Raw genomic sequence first — 22,434 nt, forward strand, 5'->3', positions numbered from 1 at the left:
ACGCCCGGCGCGGCCTGTCTTTGGATTGCGGGCTCAGCCCAGATCGATGTCGAGGATCGCCATCGAGAAATTGTAGTCGCCGTCATCCTCGTCCTTGAAGACGATGCCGAGGAACTCGTCACCGACATAGACTTCGGCCGAATCTTCCTTGCGCGGCCGTGCCTTGACCTCAAGCTTGGGGTTCTGGAAGACGCGCTTGAAATAGGCGTCCAGCTTTCTGATTTCGTCCGGCTTCAACAGTCTTCTCCGATCATCGGGCTTGCTGGTTTGAAGGGCGCTTCTGGCACGTCGACAATGGCGATGTAAAGGCAAGCCGGCCGTATTGCACCGGAAGCGGCGGCTACCGGGCAAAATCGCAATCACGCCGGACAGCGCGCCGGCGCGGAAATCAGATGTCGAAACTGATCACCTGGTCCATCTTCTGCGACGGCAGGAGCTGGTCCATCTGGCGCGAAGGCTGGTCGCAGCCGGTCTCGCCAACCACGCGGGCCGGCACGCCGGCAACCGTCTTGTTGTGCGGCACGGGCGACAGCACCACCGATCCGGCGGCGACCTTGGAGCAATGGCCGATCTCGATGTTGCCGAGAATCTTGGCGCCTGCGCCAATCAGCACACCACGGCGGATCTTGGGGTGGCGGTCGCCACCGGCCTTGCCGGTGCCGCCCAGCGTCACGCCGTGCAGGATCGATACATCGTCCTCGATCACCGCGGTCTCGCCGACGACCAAGCCGGTGGCGTGATCGATGAAGATGCCCTTGCCGATGCGTGCGGCCGGATTGATGTCGGTCTGGAAGACCGAGGACGAACGGCTCTGCAGGTAGAGCGCGAAGTCCTTGCGGCCCTGGTTCCACAGCCAGTGCGCCAGCCGATGGGTCTGGATGGCGTGAAAACCCTTGAAATACAGCACCGGCATGATGAACCGGTCGCAAGCCGGGTCGCGGTCATAGTAGGCCTGGATGTCGACGCGCACGGTGGTCGGCCAGTCCTTGTCGTCGGTCAGCATGGTCTTGAAGGTCTGGCGGATGAGGTCGGAGCCGATATCCTGATGGGCAAGCCGTTCGGCGATCCGGTGAATGACGGCCTCTTCCAGGCTCTCCTGGTTGAGGATCGTCGAATAGAGGAAGGCGGCGAGCAACGGATCGCGGTTGACCGCGTCCATCGCCTCGTCGCGGATCGAACGCCAGATCGGATCGACCGGCTGCAACGCGCTGTGGCGGGAAATGCTGATGCTGTTCATCGACGTCTCGTCCTGCGTCCTGCTGGCTTGCCTGCTGTCTGGCCGCACATATAGGACAGATCATAGCACGATTGAACTCAATTTTCCTTAGTGCTTCGTCAAATGGATTTGGTTCGCAGGAATTCAAGCAGCCATGGAAAACGAACCCTTGATCGCCGAGCCCCCGGAAAGCGGCCGTCCGCGCCAGTTGCCGGCAAGGCGTAGGACGATCTGGTGGCGGGCACGGTCAGCGCGGCGCCGATGACGCCGCGCCGAGATCGACGCAGTTCAAGTCGGCAGCGACGTGCCGGCCTGTTCGGCCACCATGTATTCGGCATACCAGTCGGGCCAGTTCACATCATGCTGTCCGCCGGTCCGTTTCTCGTGTTCGCCGTGTGCTGCCGCCGCACGTCGCAGCGCCGCGGCGAGCTCGCCCGACGACGTGAACACCGTATCGCTGGGATCGACGCGTCCAGGCAATCGCTGGGTGATTTCCTGCAGGATGAAGCCGTTGCCGTCGGGATCACTGAACGTGACATAGGAGGAATAGCTGCGCCCTTCCGGATGCCGGCCACTGACCGGCGGCTGGCCAGGCCCCGTGCGGTGGAACACCTCGCTCGCCTCGACGCCGCGCGCCACGAGTTCGGCGTGCGCCGCCTCGATATCGGATACCACGAGATAAAGCCCCTTGGCCGAGCCTGGCGCGGCTGATGTCAGACCCTTGCCGAAATGGATCGAGCAGGGCGAACCCGGTGGCGTGAACTGCACAACTCGAAACGCATCGCCGACGACGAAGTCCGCGTCGAGCCGCCAACCCAGGCCACTGTAAAAACGCTTGGACCGATCCGCATCCGCAACGGCAATGATGACGGCCTCAAGCTTCATGTCGATGGTCCCCGGTCTGGGGTTCTCGCTGCCAGGCGTATTGGTCATGTCAGCCTCCTGGTTGGATATTCCTGGGATGGCAACATTCTCCAGAGCCCCGGCCCGTGCAAGGTTCGAAATGATTGGCTCGAAGAGGCTGAGATCGATTAACTGGACGGATGACGAAAATGAAAGACCAGTTCTTGATCGCCGAACCGCTGAAACAGGAACTCTCGGCGCTCTACCGAGCCGAGGATCGCCACTACCACAACCTCGCCCATATCGAGGCGATGCTGGCGTTGGCCGGCGACTATCGAGCGTCGCTGCATGACCCCGAAGCTGTTGAAGCGGCAATCTGGTTCCACGACGCGATCTATGACAGCAGGGCCAAGGACAATGAGGCCAGAAGTGCCGCTCTTGCCGAGAAAAAGCTCGCGGGCAGCACCGATGCCGGACGCCTGAACCGCATCAGCGCGATGATCCTCGCCACCGCCACGCACCAACTGCCTTTGTTCGACAACGCGGCGGCAACACGCGACGCCAGCCTCTTCCTCGACATGGACCTGTCGGTCCTGGGTAGCGCGCCTAATGCTTTCGACGCTTATGAACGCGCGGTCCGCCACGAATATGGCTGGGTGGAGGAGCCGATGTGGCGTGCCGGACGGGCAGCCGTGCTGAAGGATTTCCTTGCCCGCCCGCACATCTTCCACACGCCGGAATTTCGCCAGCGCTTCGAGCCTCAGGCCAGGCTGAACATGGCGCGCTCGCTGGAGACCCTGCAAAAGCCGTCGTGATTTTCGCTCTGGTTCTCCCGGCTTTCGCATCCGGCCAAAGAAGGCAGAACTGCGAGACGCCGAAATCGTCAAACGTGAATTCTTCTGAGGTGCCGACATTATGAGCAGCAATTTCTTCCAGCCGGTCGATGCCTCGGCCGTTCCCCGCTTTGCCGGGCTGTCGACCTTCATGCGGCTGCCGGCGGTGGCGAGCGCCGAAGGACTCGATATCGCTCTCGTCGGCATACCGTGGGATGGCGGCACGACCAACCGCGCCGGCGCCCGCCACGGCCCGCGAGAGATCCGCAACCAGTCGAGCCTCATGCGGCGCGTCCACCACGTTTCGGGGACCGAACCGTTCAGCATCGCCAATGTCGCCGATGTCGGCGACCTCTCGGTCAATCCGATCAATCTCCTAGACGGGTTGAAGCGCATCGAGGAAGGCATCGCTGCGATCGTGACGGCAGGCGCCATTCCGCTTGCCGCCGGCGGCGACCACCTGACGACGCTGCCGGTGCTGCGCGCCGTCGCCAGGGAGCGTGCGGTCGGCATGATCCATTTCGATGCGCATTCCGACACCAACGACCGCTATTTCGGCGACAACCCTTATACGCACGGCACGCCATTCCGCCGTGCCATCGAGGAAGGCCTGCTCGACCCGAAACGGGTCGTTCAGATCGGCATTCGCGGCTCGATCTACGAGCCCGGCGAGCACGACTGGGCGGTCGCCCAGGGCATTCGCATCATCTACATGGAGGAATTCGTCAGGCGGGGTGCCGCCAGCGTCATGGAGGAAGCGCGCGCCATCGCCGGAACCGGCCCGACCTATGTGACTTTCGACATCGACTGCATCGACCCGTCGATGGCGCCGGGAACAGGCACGCCCGAGCTCGGTGGCTTCACCACCCGCGAGGCGCAGGAAATGGTGCGCCTGCTCGACGGGCTGAACATTGTCGGCGCCGACGTCGTGGAAGTGGCGCCGCCATTCGATCTCGCCGGCATGACGGCGCTGGCGGGTGCCACGATGATGTTCGAATTGCTGTGCGTACTGGCGAAGTCTGTCCAGGCAGCAAGGGCACCGGACTAGGCGAAAGTACCAGTGCGGCGGCTCAAAGCGGATTTTCGGCGTAGAACTCCAGCACGCGTTGCTTGAAGGTCTTGTCCCCGACCGCCAGCATGTGGTCGCGGCCTTCGATGTGAAAAGCCCTGGCGTTCGGCATCAAGGCGGCAAGCTCGTCGGGCGAGCCGCCGATATCGTCTGTCGTGCCGACGGCAACCAGCGTCGGCTGGGCGATGCGGGCAATGTCCGCCTCATCAAGCAATTCCCGGGATTTGGCGATGCAGGCGGCAAGCGCCCGGCGGTCGCTGCGGGTCTGGTCGGCGAAGGCGCGAAAGGAGCGGCCGCGCGGATGGGTGGTCGCGGCTGGATCCTCGGCAAGCAGGGCCGCGGCAATCGGATCCCAGTCGCCGACGCCGTCGATCATGCCGATGCCAAGGCCGCCAAAAACCAGCGTCGCCACCTTGTCCGGATCGGAAAGGGCCAGGAACGCCGCGATGCGCGCGCCCATCGAATAGCCCATGACATGGGCCCGTTCGATGCCGAGATGGTCGAGCAAGGCGGCGGCATCGGACGCCATTTTCGCGGGTGTATAATCGGCCTCGTCATAGCTCTTGGATGACGAGCCGTGGCCGCGATTGTCGAAGGCGATGGCGCGATAGCCGGCGTCGTTGAGCGTCTTGAACCAGCCGGGCGACACCCAGTTGACATAATGGCTCGAAGCGAAGCCGTGGATCATGAGTACGGGATCGCCCTCGCCTGACGCCGGCTGGCGGTCTAGGAAGGCAAGATCGAACCCGTCATGGGAAAAAAACTGCATCGGAAGGCGATCCCCTGCTCTCAGTCGGAATCGACGTTCGGAGAATCGCCCTTGTCCGCCGGCGGCATGCCGGGACCCGGCGCGGTGCCGATCACGGGATGGCGCAACAGATCGCCGTCCACGATACCGTCCTTGGCGGCCGTGCCGGCCTTGAGCTCAAGTACGAAGCGGACCGGCTCACCGGGCGACACAATCGCCTCGGATTGCGGCTCCCCTTGCTTAATCGCGCGGATCCTGCCGTCCTGGCCGACAAAGATCAGGTCGAGCGGCATCGGCGTGTTCTTCATCCAGAAACTGACATCACGTGTCTCGTCGAAGACGAACAGCATGCCATGATTGGCAGCCATGTCCTCACGAAACATCAGGCCGGCCTCACGCTCGGCCTCGGTGTCGGCGACTTCGATCGAGAAGGAGCGTTCACCTTGTTTCGTCACCGCGACCAGCGGCGTCGGGTCGACAGGAAGGATCATCGCCCGGCCGTCGGCCGCGCTGGGGACCTGGAAATAGAAGAAGGCGCCTGCGGCGATGATGACGGCAGCAGCGGCGCACAACACGCCCGCCGTCAGCCAGTTCTTGTGAGCCATATGAAATCCTCGGCCGGGATCGCCCTAGTGCGAGACCGGCAAGGTGCCCATATCGGGGTGAATTTCGGCGGCCATAAGGCCTTTGTCACCACGACCGAAACGGACAAGCACAACCTGCCCCGGCCGAAGCTCGGTGATGCCGTAGCGGCGCAAGGTCTCCATATGGACAAAGATGTCCTCGGTGCCCTCGCCACGCGTCAGGAATCCGAAACCCTTGGTGCGGTTGAACCACTTGACCAAAGCGCGTTCGAGCCCGCTCTCCGGCGTCACCGCGACATGGGTGCGCTGTTCCTGCATTTCCGCGGGATGGACAGCGGTGGTGACATCCATAGACAGCACGCGGAAGGCCTGCAGACCGCGATCGCCCTGTTTGACCAGGCAGACGACGCGCGCCCCTTCCAAGGCTGTCTGAAAGCCGTCTTTTCGAAGGCATGTCACATGGAGGAGGATATCGCCCGAGACACCGTCATCGGGAAGGATGAACCCGTAGCCCTTGGCCACATCGAACCACTTGATGGCGCCGGCAATTTCGGTCAGGTCGGCGGCATCGCCGCCTTCATCGCGCTTCAAGGCGTCGCCAAGGGTTCCGGCCCGCCCCGTCAAAGAGGCCTTTTCCCCCATAAGAATGCCCCCTTTTTTGCAAGAACACCGCAACTGATTCTTGACACCAGATTAACACTGCGGCTTCCGGTGTGTGCAAGACCTGCCGTGCCTTTTTTCACGGTTCATTGCGCGAATACCGGATTTGTTCTTTGCCGGCATTGCCCGCGGCCGGCAGATTGCCCTTTGAGCGGGTCGACCCTATGTTGCGCCGCATCCCAACAGAACGAGGAAAACACATGCGCTATCTGCACACCATGGTCCGCGTCGCCGATGTCGATGCCTCGCTCGATTTCTACTGCAACAAGCTCGGGCTTAAGGAAGTCCGCCGCTATGAAAACGAACAGGGCCGCTTCACGCTGATCTTCCTTGCCGCCTCCGAAGACGAGCAGAGCGGCATCGACGAGAAGGCGCCGCTGATCGAACTCACCTACAACTGGGACCCCGAAGACTACAAGGGCGGGCGCAATTTCGGCCACCTCGCCTATGAGGTCGACGACATCTACGCCACCTGCCAGCACCTGATGGACAATGGCGTCATCATCAACCGGCCGCCGCGCGACGGCAACATGGCCTTCATCAGGTCGCCGGACGGCATCTCGATCGAGCTTTTGCAGAAAGGCCCGGCCAAGGCCAAGGCCGAACCCTGGGCTTCGATGGCGAACACCGGAAGCTGGTAGGCGTTGAGCCGGCACCGGGCGGACATCGCCCGGCAACCCTTTGGCGCTCGGCGAGACAATGCCTATCTGTGAGATGTCGTGCCGGCACCAGCGCCGGCCCATTGTCATGCGAACGGGCACCCGCCCGCGGAGAATTCCCCATGCCGTCCAGCCATGCCGACGTCGCCACCGAACATGCCAGCCGTTACCTGCAGCAATTGTGCAAGCATTGGGCACACAAATTCCCGGTCGAGTTCGATCCGCACCATGGCGCGATCGATCTCTCGCTCGGCCGCACCGTCATGGATGCCGATGCGGCCGTGCTGCACATCACGGTGTCGACCGATGAGGCAGGATCGCTCGAGCGCCTGGAAAGCGTGGTCGCCGATCACATCAAGCGCTTCGCCTTCCGCGAGGAACTGACCTTCGACTGGAAGCCGGCGGCGTGATCTAGTTCTTGCCGGCCTGACCGGCCATCTCCAGCAGCGCCAGCACCGAGCGCCAGTTGCGCGCGGTGCCCGGCACCTTCAGAACGCGCGGAATGAGGTTGGCAAACACGGATTTGCCGAGCCCATCGGGCGCGCTGAGGTAGAGCACGTCGCCCTTTACCTCGAAGCGTTCGGGACCGGTGCACTTTTCGGCCAGCCGCGCCACCTCGTAGACGGTCGGCTCACGCTCCAACGCATAGGCATGGAGCTTGGTGTGGTCGGCGGCCGCTTCCGGGTAGGGATTTTCACGCACCAGACGTTCGAACCATGGGAGATCGCGCACCATGATGCGCGAATGAAAACCCCATTTCTTCTCGAAGGCCGTTTCGATCTGCTTGGTCAGCGCTGCCGCGTCGCCCTTGCCGGCCCGGAACACGGCATTGCCGCTCTGCACATAGGTGGCGACATCGGAAAAGCCGAGGTCCTCGAAGAACGACCTGAGCTCCGCCATCTTGACGATGCGGTTGCCGCCGACATTGATGCCGGAAAACAGCGCGATGAAAACCTTACCGCTCATATGATGAATCCCGCCAATGTCTCGTTGTCGGTGATATCCTGATACTGGACGCCTTCGGCCTCGAAATTTGCCTTCAGCAGGTCGAAATTGCGGCGGTCCTTGGTTTCGATGCCGATCAGAACCGAGCCGAAATTCCGCGCCGACTTCTTCAGATATTCAAAGCGCGCGATGTCGTCGTCCGGACCCAGCATTTCGAGGAAGTCGCGCAGCGCGCCAGGGCGTTGCGGGAAGCGGATGATGAAGTACTTCTTCAGGCCCTCGAAGCGTAGCGCCCTTTCCTTGACGTCCGGCAGCCGCTCGAAATCGAAATTGCCGCCCGAGACCACGGCGACGATGGTCTTGCCGCGGATTTCCTTCCTGGAAAAATCCTTCAGCGCATCGATCGCCAGCGCACCGGCCGGCTCGAGCACGACGCCTTCGATATTGAGCATCTCGATCATGGTCGCGCAGAGCCGATTTTCCGGGATCAACCGCACCGTGTCAGCGGCGAATTCCTTGAGATGCCGCAAGGGTTCGCGACCGATTTCGGCCACCGCCGCGCCGTCGACGAAGTTGTCGACCTTGGCGAGCTTCAGCCGCTTTCCGGCCGCGAGGCTGTCGTGCAGGCTCGGCGCCCCGGCCGGCTCGCAGAAGACGAAACGCGCCTCCCTGCCCTGATCGGCGAAATAGTGGGTGACGCCGGCGGCAAGCCCGCCGCCACCGACCGGCAGCATGATGATGTCAGGCATGCGCGCACCGGCCATCTGGTCCGCGATCTCATAGGCCACCGTCGCCTGCCCCTCGATGATGTCCTTGTGGTCGAAGGGCGGCACCATGTGGGCACCGGAGCTTTCGGTGAATTCGAAGGCGGCGCGATAGCAGTCGTCGAAAAAGTCGCCGACCAGCCTGATCTCGACGAAATCGCCGCCGAACAGCCTGGTCTTGTCGATCTTCTGTTGCGGCGTCGTCACCGGCATGAACACCACGCCTTTTTTTCCGAAATGACGGCAGACGAACGCGAAACCCTGTGCATGGTTGCCGGCCGACGCGCAGACGAACAAGTCAGCCTGGTTGCCAGCGGCAAGCGCCTTGCGGAAGAAGTTGAAGGCGCCGCGGATCTTGTAGGAGCGCACCGGGCTCAAATCCTCGCGCTTCAGCAGCACCCGAGCGCCGGTCTTTTTCGACAGGTAGTCGTTTTCCTGTAGCGGCGTTTCAGGAAAGATCTGGCGGATCGCGGCGGCAGCAACGGCGACGCGGGAGGAAAAACTGCTCATCGAAAAGCCACCTTGTGCCGCATGTTTCGTACAGACCTGTTATCGATCTAGCCGCACAGCGCCTATCTGTTGCACGCTGATCTGGCGCAGCCGATCCTGCCTATTGCATATCCGGCTCCGCAACGCCATTGTCCGGCCCTTCATGCCCTTGCGCAAAGGGCATTCGCAGAATCCTTGCAAGCACTTGGGGGCGTTTGTTCATGCCTGTTGCATCGGTCGGTCTGAAATCCATGTCGCTGCCGGAATTCGGCGAACCGACGGTGATGCCGCTGGTTGCCCGAAATACCCATGAAGCGCGCATCGATGCGCTGATGGCGCGCGGGGCCAAGGCCGGTTTCGATGCATTCGCCGTCTATGGCGACCGCGAGCATGCCGCCAACGTCGCCTATCTCTCAGGCTACGATCCGCGCTTCGAGGAGACATTGCTGGTCATCGTTCCCGGCAAGCGACCACGACTTCTCGTCGGCAATGAAGGCTGGGGCTACGCCGAAATCTGCGATGGGCCCTACGAGCGCGTTCTCTACCAGACCTTCTCACTGCCGGCGCAACCACGCGACCGCTCGGATGCTCTACCTGACATCCTCGCCGGCTGCGGCCTGAAGCCCGGCCACAGGATCGGCGCCATCGGCTGGAAGCCTTTCGGCGCCGGCGATGCCGGGTTCGACGAGAAGACTCTCGACCTGCCCTCCTTCGTTGCCGACACGCTGCGCGCTTTCGTCGGCGACAAGGGCGCGGTTCTGAATGCCGCCAATCTGCTGATGAACCCCAGCGACGGGCTGCGCGCCATCAACGAAGCCGATCAGCTGGCCAGCTTCGAATTTGCCGCGACCTTCACCTCGCAGGGGTTGCGCAACGTCCTGCAAGGCATCGAACCCGGCATGACCGAACTGCAGGCGGCGCGGCTGATGGGCATGAACGGCCTGCCGCACGGCTGTCATCCCATGCTGTCGGCGGGAAAACGCGCCGCCTATGGCCTGCCAAGCCCTCGCCTCGACGTCATCCGGCGCGGTGACCCGATCACCATGGCCTATGGCATCCAGGGTGCGCTCAACGCCCGTGCCGGCTTTTTGGCCGAGGATGCCTCAGAGCTGCCTGCCGCTATCAGAGATTATGTCGAAAAGCTGGTCGCGCCCTATTTCGCGGCCGTCGTCGACTGGTACGAAGCGATCGGCATCGGCACGACGGGCGGCGCTCTGTGGAAGGCGGTGCATGATCGTATCGGCGACCCGTTCTTCGGCGTCTCCCTCAATCCCGGCCATCTGGTCCATATCGATGAGTGGATGCATTCGCCGGTTTTTTCCGGCTCCGACATCAAGCTGCGATCCAGCATGGCGCTACAGGTCGACATCATCCCGGCGACCGGCAGCGACTATTTCACCACCAACATCGAGGATGGCATCGCGCTCGCCGACGACGCGCTGCGCGAGGAGATCGCGGCGCGCTATCCCGAAGCCTGGAGCCGCATCGAAGCGCGGCGCGCCTTCATGTCGGATGTGCTCGGCATCCGCCTCAAGCCGGAGGTGCTGCCCTTCTCCAACATTCCGGCTTTCCTTCCGCCATTTTGGCTTTCGCGCAACAGTGCGATGGCCGTAGCCAGCCGCTGACCACATTTCGACTGGACACGACTTAGTTCTGCCGCACTCTCCCTGTCCGGGAGGTGTCGCGGGGGTAGATGGGCCTTTTGGCCGGAGTGGAATTCAGACGTGCCTTTGAAGAAGATACTTACCGTTGTTATCGCCTTGCTCGTCGCCGGCTGCGCCGGCCCGCAAACGCAGGAATTGCTTGGCAGCGCCATCGTCGCCGCGCCGGTGACAGAAATCGCCGGCAACCACTCCATCTTCATCGCCACGACACGCAAGAAATCCGATGATCCCAACAAGGTTTTCGACGGTGAGCGCTCGGCGACGCTGAACTATGCGCGCGTGAATGTCACCGTCCCAGGGCTCCACAAGACTGGCCAGATCGAACGGCGCTCACGCGGCAAGTCGGATGATCCGGCCAAATATTTCATGGCTTCCGAGGTCGTCGGCTACGACGCGCAGCCGAAATTCTCCAGCGCGCTCAACGCCGATATCGCGGCGCGCGGCGGCCGCGTCATGGTCTTCGTCCACGGCTACAACACCGGCTTCGACGACGCGGTCTATCGCTTGACCCAGATCGTCCACGATTCCGGCTATCCGGGCACGCCGGTACTGTTTTCCTGGGCCTCGGGCGCAAGGACCACCGACTATGTCTATGACAAGGAAAGTGCCAGCGCCGCACGCGACCAGCTCGAAGTGACATTGCGCATGCTGGAGCAATCCGGCGCGCGGCGCATCGACATTGTCGCGCATTCGATGGGAACCTGGGTGACCATGGAAACGCTGCGTCAGATGGCCATCAGCGGCGACCGTGATCTCGGCGGCAAGCTCGGCGACGTGGTGCTTGCCTCGCCCGACATCGATGTCGATGTGTTCAAGAGCCAGATGCGCCGCTATGGCAAGCCCGACAAGCCGTTCATCCTGCTGTTGTCCGACGACGACCGCGCGCTGAGACTCTCCGGCCTGATCGCCGGTTCGCGGCCGCGCGTCGGCGATTACAAGGATGCCGCCGATCTTGCCTCCTATGGCGTGACGGTCGTCGATCTCTCCAAGGTCAAGGGCAGCGACAGCTTCAACCACACGAAATTCGCCGACAATCCGGCCCTGGTGAAGATGATCGGCCAGCGGCTGCGCGAGGATGACGGCTTTGCCAGCGACCGGGACGTGACCGACCGTATCAGCCTGCTCGGGCAATAGATGCGGCACCACGGATTTCGCCGTGTCCGTTCACCCTCGCGGCAATATCAGGCCACTTTGAACTGGACCACGCCGGCCTCTGGCTATATCGGAATGGTGTGCGACGTCATGCGTTTGACGTCCCCCGTCGCGGGAGCCGGCGCTTGACCTTGCGCTTGAACAGTTTCGTCGTCGCCTTTGCGCTCGCCGTTGCCGGCTGTGCTGGCCAGAACACGCATGATCTGCTCAACAAGACGACGGTCGCGGTACCCGCCTCCGACATAGCGGCCACCCACGAGATCTTTGTCGCCACCACCCGCCAGCAGGCGACCAAGGATCCGCGGCAGGTATTCGACGGCGATCGCTCGTTGACCACAAGCTACGCCCGCGTCGATGTCACCGTGCCGAAGGTCCATCAGGTCGGAGCTATCGAGCGGGCCAAGGGCTCGGCCAATTCGAACCCGGCCAACCAATTCACCGCCACCAATGTCGTCCACTATGGCGATGCCCCACAATTCGCCAAGGCGGTCGGCGCCGACATCGCCATGCGCGGCGATCGCGCCCTGGTGTTCGTGCACGGCTTCAACAACGGCTTCGACGACGGCATCTATCGGCTGACGCAGATCGCCCACGATACGAAATATCCCGGCACGCCGGTTCTGTTCTCCTGGGCGTCGAGCGCCAAGACGACGGGCTATATCTACGACAAGGACAGCGCCAACGCCGCTCGCGACGATCTCGAGGCCACGCTGAGGATGCTCGCCAAGACGCGGGTCAAGAGCATCGACATCATCGCCCATTCAATGGGTACCTGGCTGACCATGGAGGCGCTGCGCCAGCTCGCCATCACCGGCGACCGCGATCTCAACGGCAAGCTCGGCTATGTCGTCCTGGCTTCGCCCGACATCGATGTCGACGTGTTCAAGAAGCAGATGATACGCTACGGCAAGCCGGACAAGCCGTTTGCCGTGCTGCTTTCGGGCGATGACCGGGCGCTCAAATTGTCTTCCCTTATCTCTGGCGACAAGCCGCGTGTCGGCGACTATGGCAATGCGGCCGATCTCGCCAGCTATGGCGTCTCCGTGGTCGACCTGACAAAGGCCAAGGGCGGCGACGGTGGCCTCAACCACGCAAAATTCGCCGACAATCCGATCCTGGTGCAGTTGCTTGGCGACCGGCTGCGCACCCCCGCCGGCCTGGCCTCCGACGAACCCGACCCGGCGCAGCTCAACAATCTCGGCCAAGGCCTCGGCAAGGCCGTCGGTTCGGTCGCCGAGGTCGTCATCACCACGCCGTTCAAGGTGCTGACCATCGTCACCGGCGGGTGAGCGAGGCGCAGGTGCCTGGTCTCAGACGAACAGGTCGACCTTCTGGAAGGTCGTCACATCGATCAGCCCGACATCGGAAATCCTGAGCTCCGGAATGACCACCAGCGCCAAAAGCGAATGCTGCATGTAGGCGTTGTTCAGGGAACAGCCCATCTTTCGCATCGCCTCGGTCAGTTTCTCCGCCTTGGCGGCGACGATCTCGGCGCGCTCGTCCGACATCAGCCCGGCGATCGGCATTTCGACCAGCGCCAGTTCCTTGCCCTTGGAAAACAGCACGACGCCGCCGCCGACTTCGCCCAACCGGTTGACCGCCAGCGCCATGTCCCGCTTGTTGGTGCCGACGCAGATGATGTGGTGGGCGTCATGCGCCACGCTCGAGGCCATGGCGCAATCGCTCATGTAGCCGAACCCGGAGACGAAGGCGTTGGTGACGCCGCCCGTTCCCCTGTGGCGCTCGACGAGCGCGATCTGGCAGACGTCGTTGCGGCGATCCATGGCGACCAGCCCGTCCTCGACCGGTAGATCCGCTTCCAGCGCCCGCGTCGGCGCCTGGTTCTCGATGACGCCGATGACCCGCACCCGCACCTCGTTGGCGCCCTTGGGGGCGGCGATATCGAAATCGCCGGCCTTCAGCTTCTTGCCCAACTTGACGGTGTTCTTCGCCGTCTTCGGGTAGTCGTAAGCGGGAATGTCGATGTCGAGCTTACCGCCCTTGGCCAGCCTGACGCCTCGCGCATAGACCTCGTCGATGGTCATTGCGGCGAGATCGGAGACAATCAGCAGGTCGCCCAACCGCCCCGGCGCGATCGAACCGATCTCGCGTTCCAGCCGGAAATGCTGGGCGGTGTTGATCGTGGCCATCTGGATCGCAGTCACCGGCTTCAGCCCTTGGCTGATGGCGTGGCGCACCACGCGATCCATGTGACCTTCGTGCACCAGAGTGCCTGAATGGCTGTCGTCGGTGCACAGGATGAAGTTACGCGGATCGATGCCGCTCTCCGTCACCGCCTTGATCTGGGAAGCGACGTCGTACCAGGCCGATCCAAGCCGCAGCATGGCCTTCATGCCCTGGCGCACGCGGGCGATGGCGTCCTCGGCGCGCGTGCCTTCGTGATCGTCCTCGGGGCCGCCGGCGACATAGCCGTGGAACGGCAGGCCGAGATCGCGCGAGGCGTAGTGGCCGCCGACCGTCTTGCCCGCATGGACCGTCGCCGCGATCTCGCCCGACATGACCGGATCGTTGGCGGCAACGCCCGGAAAATTCATCACTTCGCCGAGCCCGATGATGTTTTCCCAGGTCATCGCTTCGGCGACATCGGCAACCGTCAACTCGGCGCCGGCATGTTCCAGCCCAGGCGCCGAAGGCACGCAGGACGGCATCTGCACATGCACGTTGATGGGCATGGCCACCGCCTCGTCATGCATCAGCCGCACACCGGGCAAGCCAAGCACATTGGCGATCTCGTGCGGATCGATGAACATCGACGTCGTGCCGTGCGGGATAACGGCACGGCAGAATTCGGTGACCGTCACCATGCCGCTCTCGACATGCATGTGCGCGTCGCAGAGGCCGGGCACCAGATAGCGCCCGCCGGCATCGACCACCTTGGTGCCCTGGCCGATGGCGTGGCTGGCATTCGGCCCACAATAGGCGAAACGGCCGCCGGCAATGGCGATGTCGGTGCCGGCGATGACCTCGCCCGAGTGAACGTTCACCCAGCGGCCGTTGCGAATGACGAGGTCGGCGGGCTTGCGACCCATGGCGACGTCGACCAGATGCGTCGCCATCTCGGTCCAGGGCTTGGGTTTCGTCGCATGCGCCGCCGGCTTCTTTGCCATGAAGGGACTCCTGTTTGCACGACTGTGCCAAGCCTGCCTGGTTTTGACCAGCGCCAAACCGCGGGTCGGCGAGCGGCACAGGCTGCAACCAGAAATAGGATTCCGTTTTGTCGTAAATCGGTCTACCCTGCCTGCCAAGGATCTTTCTGGCTCTTCATCCGGGGAGTTCGATGTATCGCCTAGTGGTCGCAAGCGCCGGTCTTCTTGCCGCCCTGTCCATGCCGGCTTTCGCGGCCGACCCGACAGTCGACGTGCCGATGACGGCGCCAGGCTTCGACTGGACCGGATACTACGCCGGCGTGCAGGCAGGCTATGGCTGGGGCCAATCCGACATCTCAGGAACGGAGGGCGCCCCGTTTTCCGTCTCGCCTGACGCCGATGGCGGTTTCGTCGGCGGGCACGTCGCCGGGCTTTGGCAGTTCGACCAGGCGGTGATCGGCGCGGAAGCCGACCTCAACTATTCCGCTGTCGACGGCACGACCGAGGCGGAGCCGGGAAACAATTTCGGCACCGACATCAAATGGTTCGGGTCGGTCAACGCCAAGGCCGGCTACGCCATGGACAGGGTGCTGGTCTACGGTATCGGCGGCATCGCCTTTGCCGGCATCGAAACCTCGCAAGCCTCGGGCTCCGCCTTCTCCCAGACACGCACGAATGTCGGCTGGACCGTAGGTGCCGGCGTCGACTATGCGCTGACCGACAAGTTCATAGTCGGCGCGCAGTATCGGTATTATGATTTCGGCTCCGAGCACTATGATGGATCCGCCGATTTCGTCGGCCGCGACCAGGATACGAAGCTGAACACCGTCGGGATCAATCTCAGCTACAAGTTCTGATCCCTGCCGACATCGATCGGCGTGCTGCGCCTGTAACGCAGTCGGCAATTCGACGAGAGGGGCGGCCGGCGCCCCCAGTGGGCGGGGGAATGGGTTGGGCCTGGTAGACGCCGGCCTCGGCGGAGCAAGTCCACCGCCCAAACACCTTACTCATTGCGCGCGGCGCGGATAATTCCGCGATCACACCAGTATCGCCACGCCTCCTCCTCTGGGGTGCGCGTCCAGGCAGCTCAAGAACACGACTTGACGGCCTGTGTCTGACATCTGAAAAGGGCGGGCCTGCGGACGTGGCGGAATTGGTAGACGCAAGGGACTTAAAATCCCTCGATCTCTGATCGTACGGGTTCGATTCCCGTCGTCCGCACCACAATGAAAGCCATACGACCGTCACAGGTGACCTTCTTCCTGTTTGCTAGACGCGCGTGGTGCCACTCTCTTGGCCACCAGGACGTTGCACCGGCGACGGCTGATCGGCGCTTCGGCCATGGTCTGGTCCACAGCCCACCTCAATGATTCCGACCAGTGCGCGAACAAACTCAACCATGTCGTTTGCCGTAATGGCTGCCTGGTCAGGGCTCTGCCCAATGTGTTCGGCGGCCGCGCAACATGACAGGCGGATGAGATCGTAGTGCGGATCCCTTTCATCCTCCGGCAACACAGACAATTTCATGGCTCGGCGATAAATCAACCGCAGCAATTGTTCGAGAGCTGCTCCGACACTCATGCGCTTGCTCCGCATTGGTCAAGCGTCCCGGCCCTCCAGGGCGCTGGGAACGTCGATGAGGAGGTGTCCCATTCTGTGCCAAAGGCTGCATCACAGCCATTAATATATCGTTTATTGCTAATATACACCTCAATGAGGTCGCCTGTGAGTGCCAGACCACTGGTCAGGCAAGGATCGGGTTCAGCTTCAGATGCTGGATCAAAATAATCGTCTTGGCATCGACGATGCGGCCGTCGGCGATGCCGGCCAACGCCTCGTCGAGCGGCATTTCCAGAACCTCGATGTCCTCCCCCTCCTCCGGTGCGCCGCCGCCGGCCGAGATACGGTCGGCGGGCGAATAGCGCGCGACGAAGAACCAGAGCCGCTCGGTGACGCTGCCCGGGCTCATGTAAGGCGAGAACAGCCGTTCCACATGTTGCAGCCGGTAGCCGAGTTCTTCCTCGGCCTCCTTGCGGATGGCGGTCTCCGGATCGTTTTCGTCGAGCAGCCCGGCACAGGCCTCGATCAGCGGTTCGCGGTGACCGGTGACGTAGGCGGGATAGCGGAACTGGCGCACCAGCAGCACCGTCGAGCGCTGAGGGTCATATGGCAAGATCACCGCGCCATCGCCGCGATCATAGGTCTGTCGGACCTGTGTCTCCCACTGGCCGTCGCGCCGGCGGTAATCGAGGACGGTCTTCTTCAGGACAGCCCAGTCGTCGGAGAGGATTTCTTCCGAACGGATGCGGATGCGGTCTTCCATCATGGTCTCCATGCTATGGGCGGAGGCGTAGCCGCCAACCGGTATTTGCGCAATGCAGGCGAATGGTTCAAAAATACGTTTCACCGTCTCGTGTCTGGCGCGCCCTCGATCCATTGCCTAGACAGCTGCTTACCTCTCCCGGAGCCCCTTTTCATGACAACATCGCTTTTCCAGCCGATCACGCTCGACGGCCTCGCCTTCCCCAACCGTATCGCTGTCGCACCGATGTGCCAGTATTCCGCCGAGGACGGCTGCGCCAGCGACTGGCATCTTTACCACTGGATGAACCTGGCCATGTCGGGCGCCGGCATGGTCACGGTGGAGATGACCGATGTCGAGCGGCGCGGGCGCATTTCGCATGGCTGCCTGGGTCTCTATTCCGACGACAATGAAGCCGCCGCCCGTCGTGCCCTGGACGCCGCCAGGCGCGTGGCCGCCCCCGGCACGAAGTTCGGCACGCAGCTTGCCCATGCCGGCCGCAAGGCCTCGAACCGCAAGCCTTGGGAAGGTGGCGGGCCGCTGCAGCCAAACGAGGATCCGTGGCAGACCGTCTCGGCTTCGGCCATCGCCTACGACACCGGTTGGAATGTGCCGCGCGCGCTCGATGAGGAAGAGATCCTGCAGCTCATCGAACGGTTCGCTCAAGCCGCAAGGCGGGCCGAACGCGCCGGCTTCGACTTCATCGAACTGCATGCCGCGCATGGCTACCTGATCTTCCAGTTCCTCTCGCCATTGTCCAATCAACGCACCGACCGCTGGGGCGGCTCGCTGGAAAACCGGATGCGCCTTGTCGTCGAAATCGCCAAGGCAGTGAAGAAAGCGGTGCCGAAGCTGATGCTCGGCGCGCGGTTGTCGGTGAAAGACTGGGTCGATGGCGGCTTCGAAGTCGAGGATGCGATCGAGGTGGCGAAGGCACTGAAGGCCGAGGGCGTCGCCTATCTCTGCTGCTCCAGCGGCGGCAATTCGCCGCTGCAGAAATTGCCCACCGGCCCCGGCTATCAGGTGCACTTGGCGGAAGCGGTGCGCAAGGGTGCCGGCATCCCGACCCGCGCGGTCGGGCTCATCGACGATCCCAAGCAGGCCGAGGCAATTCTCGCCGAGGGCCGCGCCGACATGGTGGCGCTGGCGCGCGCCTTCCTTGCCGATCCGCGCTGGGGATGGCGTGCGGCCGCAACATTCAGCGAAACGATTCATCCGGCGCCGCAGCTCGCCCGCTCGGTGACGACCATGGAACACTGGATGAAGGCAGCCGGCTGACCGGCCTTTGCCCAGGGCCTTTGCGGGTCAGCCTGAGATGGCGGCCCGCAGGATGGCTCGCAGTTTGTCGCGATCGAGTTTGATCGGGTTGCCGCCGGCGCAAGGGTCGCTCTCGCCCATCGTGGCGACGCGCTCCTCGTCGATGTCGGTCAGCCCGATCCCCGGCAACGCGGCGGGGATGTTCAATCGGACCCGCAGTTCGATGATCCAGTCCACGACCGCTCGAGCATCGTGCGTCGGAAGGTCGAGGAAGCGCGCAAGCAGGCTGAGCTTCTCTTCCACCACCGGGGCGTTGAATTCGACGACATAGGGCATCAGCACGGCGTTGAGCAGGCCGTGGTGGGTGTCGTAGAGAGCTCCGAGCGGATGGGCGAGCGCATGTATCGCGCCGAGGCCCTTCTGCAGGGCCACGCAGCCCATGCCCGACGCGATCAGCATCTGCGCGCGGGCTTCGATGTTCTGCCCATCCTCCACGGCGACCGGCAGCCAGGTCTTGATCAGCCTCAAGGCATTGAGCGCGATGCCTTCGGCCATGGGGTGATAGCTCGGCGCGCAATAGGCTTCCAGCGCATGCGAGAGCGCGTCCATGCCGGTGGCCGCCGTGATATGGGCGGGCAGTCCGGTGGTCAGTTCGGGGTCCATGAGCACCACATCCGGCATCATGCGCGGATGGAAGACGATGACCTTGCGCTTCTCAGCCTCGTTGGTGATGACCGAGGCGCGGCCGAGCTCGGAGCCGGTGCCGGCGGTCGTCGGTATGGCGATGACAGGAACGAGGTGGGACGTGTCGGCACGCTTCCAGTTGTCGCCGATATCCTCCAGGTCCCACATCGGGATGGATTGCGTCGCCATCAGCGCGATTGCCTTGGCGGCATCGAGCGCGCTGCCGCCGCCGATGGCGACGACGAGGTCGTGCTGGCCCTGCTTCAGAACGGCCACGCCGTCGGCGACATTGCCGCCGGTCGGGTTCGGCTTGACGTTGTGGAAGAAGCCGGCATCCAGTCCGCTCGCCTTCAGCACTTCGAGCGTGCGCTGCACTGGAAAGAGCGTCTTCAGGCCATCATCGGTGACGACCAGCGGCCGCTTCGCGCCGAGTTCACGAACGATACCGGCCAGTTCGGCGATCCGGCCATTGCCGAAGCGCACAGAGGTCGGAAAGCTCCAGTTGCCGGAGACGGCCGGGGTGAAAGCGGTCATGGGATCATTACCTTGAATTGGCTTGGGAATTGGCTCGAGGTCAGGCTGTCGCCAGCTTCTGTCGTTTGAGCGCCCGGCGTCGCAGGAAATCGACCAGGAAAACCAGGATCAGGGCGGGGATGAAATTGAGCGTGGCGAGCGCCGGATAGATCGGCGAGGAGCCGACGGCGATGCCGCTGTAGACGAAGATCGGCAGCGTGCGCGCGGTGCCAGCCAGCGAATAGGAGACGTAGAAATTTCCCCAGGAAAGGAGAAAGGCGAAGGTCGCGGCGGAGAGGATGCCTGGCCACAGCAGCGGGAAAGTGATTTCGCGGAACACCTCCCAGCCGGTGGCGCCGGCATCGCGCGCGGCGTCCTCCAGCGTCTCGTCGAAGCCATAGACCTGCACGGCCACGATCACCAGCGCGAAGGGGGTGATGTAGACGATGTGGCCGATGATCACCGTCGCCAGCCCGGTCGAAAAACCCAGCCAGTTGCCGAGCACCGAGAACCACAGCAGCATCACCACGCCGAGCAGCAGTTGCGGGAACAGCAGCGGCAGGAAGCTGACGGTGCGGAAGATGTTCTGGAAGCGGAAGCGATAGCGGATCCACGCCACGGCTCCGGCCGAGCCGAGCACCGTGGCAAAGACCGTCGAGATCGCCGCGACGATCGCGGAATTCGCGACCGCCGGCAGGAAGTCGGGCTTGCGGAACAGTTCGCCATACCATTCGAGCGAGAAACCTTCGATCGGGAAGGTCAGCACGCGGCTGTCGGTGAAGGAAAACACCACCAGCGTGAGGATCGGCACGTAGAAGAACAGGATCAGCAGCGCCATGGTGCCGACGAGGAAAACGTCGACAACCCTGTTCTTCAGGCGTTCCGGGATCATCGGACAGACCTTTCGTGGTTGGCCGACCCGCGCATCAGGATAAAGGCAGCGAGCGACAGCGACAGAGCGCCGATGACGATCAGCACCAGTGTCAGCGCCGCACCGAGAGGCCAGTTGACCCGCGTCTCGAAGCTTTGGCGGATCAGCTCGGAAGCCAATGGCGCGGTGCCGCCGCCGAGCACCTTCGGTTCGAGGAAGGCGCCGAGGCTGAGCACGAAGACCAGCACGGCGCCGCAATAGAGCCCGGGACGGGCAAGCGGCAGCGTCACTTCGAAGAATGCGCGCAGCCGCGATGCGCCGGAATCATAGGCGGCCAGCACCAGGTCTCGGTCGATGCGTGCCAGCGATAAATAGATGGTGAACATCGGATAGACGACGAGGCCATAGACCATGCCGATCATCGTGCCGGTCGGCGTGAACAGGAGATTGAGCGCTTCCTGGCCGAGGCCGAGATGCGCCAGCAGCCAGTTGGCGACGCCGCTCTTGTCGAGCACCAGGATCCAGCCGAAGGTTTTCAGCACCGCGTCGGTCAGGAAGGCGAAGATGATCAGGATCTGGATCTGCGCATTATAGGCCCTGAGCCGCGTCGCCAGCGCGTAGGCGGCGGGAAAGGCGATGAGCACGCAGACGACCACGCACACCAAGGCCATGGCGACGGTTCGCGCCATGATGGTCCAGTAATGCGGCTTGGAGAACACTTCGGTCCAGACCTTGAGGTCCCAGGTCCAGGACAGGCGATAGAACTGCGTCGTCTGGAATGACAGCACCACCGTCATGAGCAACGGAATGATGAAGAACAGCAGCATCACGACCGCGAGCGGCGCCACCGCCGCCACGAGAACCGGATCACCCCAGCGCTTGCTATCGGTCCGCACGGCTCACTCCGAAAGCAGGAAGCTGCGGGTCGGTTGAAAGCCGATCCTGACGCTGTCGGAGACCTTGGCCGGCAGATCGAGCGAACCGGCGAGATCCATGACCACGGCCTTGTCCAGGCCGGGGACGCGCACGCGATACTGCGTCGACGAACCCTTAATGAAATACTCCTCGACGGTGCCGTTCAGCACCCATTCGCCGGGTTCAGCCGCGCCGGTGACGAAACGGATGGTCTCGGGACGAACCAGCAGGGCTGTCGCGCCGCTGCCCAGGAAGAGAGAAATCCGCTCCCCGGCGATCACGGCTGCGTTGTCGCCAACCAGCGGTGAAGTAACCTTTGCGTCGCCACCGTCGCGCGAGACGGACACCGGCAAGAAGTTGGTTTCGCCTATGAAGCCGGCGACGAACATGTTGGCCGGGCGGTAGTAGATATCCGACGGCGTGCCCAGTTGCACGACTTCGCCGGCACGCATGACGCAGATACGGTCGGCAAGCATCATGGCTTCTTCCAAATCGTGGGTAACGAGGACGAAGCTGGTGCCGAGTTCGCGATGCAGCTTCTTCAGCTCGGCCTGCAGCGATTTCTTCAGCTTGGCGTCGAGCGCGCTCATCGGCTCGTCGAGCAGAAGCACGCTCGGGCGCGAGATCAGCGCGCGCGCGAGCGCCACGCGCTGCTGTTCGCCGCCGGAAAGCTGGACGGGATAGCGTGTCAGGTACTCGCGCTTAAGATGCATTAGGTCGAGCATGGCTGATATGCGCTGGTCCATCTCGGCCTTCGCCACCTTCTGCAGCTTGAGCGGAAAGCCGATATTGTCCGACACGGTCTTGTGCGGAAACAGCGCCAGCTTCTGGAAGACCATTCGCGTCGGCCGCTTCGCGGCCGGCACGCCCTGCATGTTCTGGCCCTGGATTTCCAGCACGCCGGCGGTCGGGTCCTCGAAACCGGCAAGGATCTTCAGCAGCGTGGTCTTGCCGCAACCGGAAGGGCCGACAAGCGCCATGAACTCGCCCGCGCCGATGTCGAGGGACACGCCATGCAAGGCTCGCATGGAGCCATAGTCCTTGACTATGCCAGACGCATTGATGATCGGCGCGTTGATGATTGCGGTTGTCAAAACTCGCCCGCCCTGAATGTGGGTGAAAATATGATGGAGCCCGCGCGCCGGAACGCGCGGGCTTC

24 protein-coding genes and 1 tRNA gene are annotated in these 22,434 nt (G+C 63.1%); 10 read left to right on the forward strand and 15 right to left on the reverse strand.

Annotated features, from left to right (window positions below; translation table 11 throughout):
* Positions 1-33 precede the first annotated feature (33 nt).
* The 3 genes from FJ977_RS00355 to FJ977_RS00365 all read right to left on the reverse strand — a co-directional run bounded on the left by FJ977_RS00355 (position 34) and on the right by FJ977_RS00365 (position 2,149).
* On the reverse strand, positions 34-237 hold the full coding sequence (locus FJ977_RS00355) for a DUF3126 family protein (protein WP_019857879.1): 204 nt from the start codon (positions 235-237) through the stop codon (positions 34-36).
* 151 nt (positions 238-388) lie between these two features.
* Entirely contained in the window at positions 389-1,237 is an 849-nt protein-coding gene (gene cysE / locus FJ977_RS00360; protein WP_056566866.1) for a serine O-acetyltransferase, read from the reverse strand.
* 267 nt (positions 1,238-1,504) lie between these two features.
* Complete coding sequence (locus FJ977_RS00365; RefSeq protein ID WP_181179438.1) at positions 1,505-2,149, reverse strand: VOC family protein; 645 nt, start codon at positions 2,147-2,149, stop codon at positions 1,505-1,507.
* Between the two features lie 119 nt (positions 2,150-2,268).
* On the opposite strand from FJ977_RS00365, the gene FJ977_RS00370 reads away from it, so the two are divergent.
* Positions 2,269-2,874: a hypothetical protein gene (locus tag FJ977_RS00370; protein WP_140767742.1), complete on the forward strand. Its 606-nt coding sequence runs from the start codon at positions 2,269-2,271 to the stop codon at positions 2,872-2,874.
* A 100-nt stretch (positions 2,875-2,974) separates the two neighbouring features.
* Positions 2,975-3,940, forward strand: coding sequence for an agmatinase (gene speB / locus FJ977_RS00375; protein WP_140767743.1), 966 nt, complete (start codon positions 2,975-2,977; stop codon positions 3,938-3,940).
* 22 nt (positions 3,941-3,962) lie between these two features.
* Here speB and FJ977_RS00380 read toward each other — a convergent pair whose 3' ends face one another.
* Genes FJ977_RS00380 through FJ977_RS00390 form a run of 3 tightly spaced genes read right to left on the reverse strand, consistent with a single transcriptional unit; the run spans position 3,963 to position 5,935 of the window.
* Positions 3,963-4,730, reverse strand: a complete 768-nt coding sequence (locus FJ977_RS00380) for an alpha/beta hydrolase (protein ID WP_140767744.1) — start codon at positions 4,728-4,730, stop codon at positions 3,963-3,965.
* Between the two features lie 20 nt (positions 4,731-4,750).
* Positions 4,751-5,314 (reverse strand): DUF192 domain-containing protein, encoded by a 564-nt coding sequence (locus tag FJ977_RS00385; RefSeq protein WP_140767745.1) that lies wholly within the window; start codon positions 5,312-5,314, stop codon positions 4,751-4,753.
* Between the two features lie 24 nt (positions 5,315-5,338).
* Entirely contained in the window at positions 5,339-5,935 is a 597-nt protein-coding gene (locus FJ977_RS00390; RefSeq protein WP_140767746.1) for a cold-shock protein, read from the reverse strand.
* A gap of 218 nt (positions 5,936-6,153) precedes the next feature.
* Here FJ977_RS00390 and gloA point away from each other — a divergent pair, with 218 nt between their 5' ends.
* A complete protein-coding gene (gene gloA / locus FJ977_RS00395; protein ID WP_140767747.1) occupies positions 6,154-6,594 on the forward strand; it encodes a lactoylglutathione lyase in 441 nt (146 codons plus the stop codon).
* Positions 6,595-6,734: 140 nt separating this feature from the next.
* Positions 6,735-7,022 (forward strand): DUF2218 domain-containing protein, encoded by a 288-nt coding sequence (locus FJ977_RS00400; RefSeq protein ID WP_140767748.1) that lies wholly within the window; start codon positions 6,735-6,737, stop codon positions 7,020-7,022.
* A 1-nt stretch (position 7,023) separates the two neighbouring features.
* Here FJ977_RS00400 and FJ977_RS00405 read toward each other — a convergent pair whose 3' ends face one another.
* Positions 7,024-7,578, reverse strand: a complete 555-nt coding sequence (locus FJ977_RS00405) for a DUF1697 domain-containing protein (protein WP_140767749.1) — start codon at positions 7,576-7,578, stop codon at positions 7,024-7,026.
* Positions 7,575-8,831, reverse strand: coding sequence for a threonine ammonia-lyase IlvA (gene ilvA, locus FJ977_RS00410; protein ID WP_140767750.1), 1,257 nt, complete (start codon positions 8,829-8,831; stop codon positions 7,575-7,577). Before ilvA ends, FJ977_RS00405 begins: the two co-directional genes overlap by 4 nt.
* A gap of 200 nt (positions 8,832-9,031) precedes the next feature.
* Between ilvA and FJ977_RS00415 the strand changes: the two genes are divergently transcribed.
* From FJ977_RS00415 to FJ977_RS00425, 3 genes are all read left to right on the forward strand, one after another.
* Positions 9,032-10,435, forward strand: coding sequence for an aminopeptidase P family N-terminal domain-containing protein (locus tag FJ977_RS00415; protein ID WP_140767751.1), 1,404 nt, complete (start codon positions 9,032-9,034; stop codon positions 10,433-10,435).
* A gap of 99 nt (positions 10,436-10,534) precedes the next feature.
* Entirely contained in the window at positions 10,535-11,608 is a 1,074-nt protein-coding gene (locus tag FJ977_RS00420) for an alpha/beta hydrolase (RefSeq protein ID WP_140767752.1), read from the forward strand.
* Positions 11,609-11,751: 143 nt separating this feature from the next.
* The gene (locus tag FJ977_RS00425) at positions 11,752-12,915 is read left to right on the forward strand and encodes an alpha/beta hydrolase (RefSeq protein ID WP_140767753.1); all 1,164 of its coding nucleotides are present in this window, start codon (positions 11,752-11,754) and stop codon (positions 12,913-12,915) included.
* Between the two features lie 21 nt (positions 12,916-12,936).
* Here the strand turns inward: FJ977_RS00425 and ade are convergent, their stop codons facing one another.
* Positions 12,937-14,754, reverse strand: coding sequence for an adenine deaminase (gene ade / locus FJ977_RS00430; protein WP_140767754.1), 1,818 nt, complete (start codon positions 14,752-14,754; stop codon positions 12,937-12,939).
* Positions 14,755-14,924: 170 nt separating this feature from the next.
* Here ade and FJ977_RS00435 point away from each other — a divergent pair, with 170 nt between their 5' ends.
* Positions 14,925-15,590 (forward strand): outer membrane protein, encoded by a 666-nt coding sequence (locus FJ977_RS00435; RefSeq protein ID WP_140767755.1) that lies wholly within the window; start codon positions 14,925-14,927, stop codon positions 15,588-15,590.
* 281 nt (positions 15,591-15,871) lie between these two features.
* Positions 15,872-15,957: transfer RNA gene (locus FJ977_RS00440), tRNA-Leu, on the forward strand.
* Between the two features lie 45 nt (positions 15,958-16,002).
* Here the strand turns inward: FJ977_RS00440 and FJ977_RS00445 are convergent.
* Both FJ977_RS00445 and FJ977_RS00450 read right to left on the reverse strand, forming a co-directional pair.
* Positions 16,003-16,314 carry a hypothetical protein gene (locus FJ977_RS00445; protein ID WP_140767756.1) on the reverse strand — a complete coding sequence of 104 codons (312 nt, stop codon included), beginning with the start codon at positions 16,312-16,314 and terminating at the stop codon, positions 16,003-16,005.
* Between the two features lie 163 nt (positions 16,315-16,477).
* Entirely contained in the window at positions 16,478-17,056 is a 579-nt protein-coding gene (locus tag FJ977_RS00450; protein ID WP_140767757.1) for an NUDIX domain-containing protein, read from the reverse strand.
* Positions 17,057-17,209: 153 nt separating this feature from the next.
* Here FJ977_RS00450 and FJ977_RS00455 point away from each other — a divergent pair, with 153 nt between their 5' ends.
* Positions 17,210-18,313 carry an NADH:flavin oxidoreductase/NADH oxidase gene (locus tag FJ977_RS00455; RefSeq protein WP_140767758.1) on the forward strand — a complete coding sequence of 368 codons (1,104 nt, stop codon included), beginning with the start codon at positions 17,210-17,212 and terminating at the stop codon, positions 18,311-18,313.
* Positions 18,314-18,340: 27 nt separating this feature from the next.
* On the opposite strand, the gene FJ977_RS00460 is transcribed toward FJ977_RS00455, so the two are convergent.
* From FJ977_RS00460 to FJ977_RS00475, 4 genes are read right to left on the reverse strand one after another with little or no spacing between them, the layout of a single operon-like run.
* A complete protein-coding gene (locus tag FJ977_RS00460) occupies positions 18,341-19,510 on the reverse strand; it encodes an iron-containing alcohol dehydrogenase (RefSeq protein ID WP_140767759.1) in 1,170 nt (389 codons plus the stop codon).
* Positions 19,511-19,550: 40 nt separating this feature from the next.
* On the reverse strand, positions 19,551-20,381 hold the full coding sequence (locus tag FJ977_RS00465; protein ID WP_140767760.1) for an ABC transporter permease: 831 nt from the start codon (positions 20,379-20,381) through the stop codon (positions 19,551-19,553).
* Positions 20,378-21,256 (reverse strand): ABC transporter permease, encoded by an 879-nt coding sequence (locus FJ977_RS00470; protein WP_140767761.1) that lies wholly within the window; start codon positions 21,254-21,256, stop codon positions 20,378-20,380. The genes FJ977_RS00465 and FJ977_RS00470 overlap by 4 nt, the downstream gene beginning before the upstream one ends.
* Before the next feature lie 3 nt (positions 21,257-21,259).
* Entirely contained in the window at positions 21,260-22,369 is a 1,110-nt protein-coding gene (locus FJ977_RS00475; protein WP_140767762.1) for an ABC transporter ATP-binding protein, read from the reverse strand.
* Between the last annotated feature and the right edge of the window lie 65 nt (positions 22,370-22,434).

The sequence above is a fragment of the Mesorhizobium sp. B2-1-3A genome (assembly GCF_006442655.1).
Classification (GTDB): domain Bacteria; phylum Pseudomonadota; class Alphaproteobacteria; order Rhizobiales; family Rhizobiaceae; genus Mesorhizobium.

Bases quoted from the DNA above. Each gene is read 5' to 3' on its own strand.
- FJ977_RS00390 (WP_140767746.1), bottom strand. From the start codon at position 5,935: ATGGGGGAAAAGGCCTCTTTGACGGGGCGGGCCGGAACCCTTGGCGAC.
- FJ977_RS00385 (WP_140767745.1), bottom strand. From the start codon at position 5,314: ATGGCTCACAAGAACTGGCTGACGGCGGGCGTGTTGTGCGCCGCTGCT.
- gloA (WP_140767747.1), top strand. From the start codon at position 6,154: ATGCGCTATCTGCACACCATGGTCCGCGTCGCCGATGTCGATGCCTCG.
- FJ977_RS00435 (WP_140767755.1), top strand. From the start codon at position 14,925: ATGTATCGCCTAGTGGTCGCAAGCGCCGGTCTTCTTGCCGCCCTGTCC.
- cysE (WP_056566866.1), bottom strand. From the start codon at position 1,237: ATGAACAGCATCAGCATTTCCCGCCACAGCGCGTTGCAGCCGGTCGAT.
- FJ977_RS00370 (WP_140767742.1), top strand. From the start codon at position 2,269: ATGAAAGACCAGTTCTTGATCGCCGAACCGCTGAAACAGGAACTCTCG.
- FJ977_RS00405 (WP_140767749.1), bottom strand. From the start codon at position 7,578: ATGAGCGGTAAGGTTTTCATCGCGCTGTTTTCCGGCATCAATGTCGGC.
- FJ977_RS00465 (WP_140767760.1), bottom strand. From the start codon at position 20,381: ATGATCCCGGAACGCCTGAAGAACAGGGTTGTCGACGTTTTCCTCGTC.
- FJ977_RS00460 (WP_140767759.1), bottom strand. From the start codon at position 19,510: ATGACCGCTTTCACCCCGGCCGTCTCCGGCAACTGGAGCTTTCCGACC.
- FJ977_RS00445 (WP_140767756.1), bottom strand. From the start codon at position 16,314: ATGAGTGTCGGAGCAGCTCTCGAACAATTGCTGCGGTTGATTTATCGC.
- FJ977_RS00450 (WP_140767757.1), bottom strand. From the start codon at position 17,056: ATGGAAGACCGCATCCGCATCCGTTCGGAAGAAATCCTCTCCGACGAC.
- speB (WP_140767743.1), top strand. From the start codon at position 2,975: ATGAGCAGCAATTTCTTCCAGCCGGTCGATGCCTCGGCCGTTCCCCGC.
- FJ977_RS00380 (WP_140767744.1), bottom strand. From the start codon at position 4,730: ATGCAGTTTTTTTCCCATGACGGGTTCGATCTTGCCTTCCTAGACCGC.
- FJ977_RS00365 (WP_181179438.1), bottom strand. From the start codon at position 2,149: ATGACCAATACGCCTGGCAGCGAGAACCCCAGACCGGGGACCATCGAC.
- FJ977_RS00400 (WP_140767748.1), top strand. From the start codon at position 6,735: ATGCCGTCCAGCCATGCCGACGTCGCCACCGAACATGCCAGCCGTTAC.
- FJ977_RS00455 (WP_140767758.1), top strand. From the start codon at position 17,210: ATGACAACATCGCTTTTCCAGCCGATCACGCTCGACGGCCTCGCCTTC.
- FJ977_RS00415 (WP_140767751.1), top strand. From the start codon at position 9,032: ATGCCTGTTGCATCGGTCGGTCTGAAATCCATGTCGCTGCCGGAATTC.
- ade (WP_140767754.1), bottom strand. From the start codon at position 14,754: ATGGCAAAGAAGCCGGCGGCGCATGCGACGAAACCCAAGCCCTGGACC.
- ilvA (WP_140767750.1), bottom strand. From the start codon at position 8,831: ATGAGCAGTTTTTCCTCCCGCGTCGCCGTTGCTGCCGCCGCGATCCGC.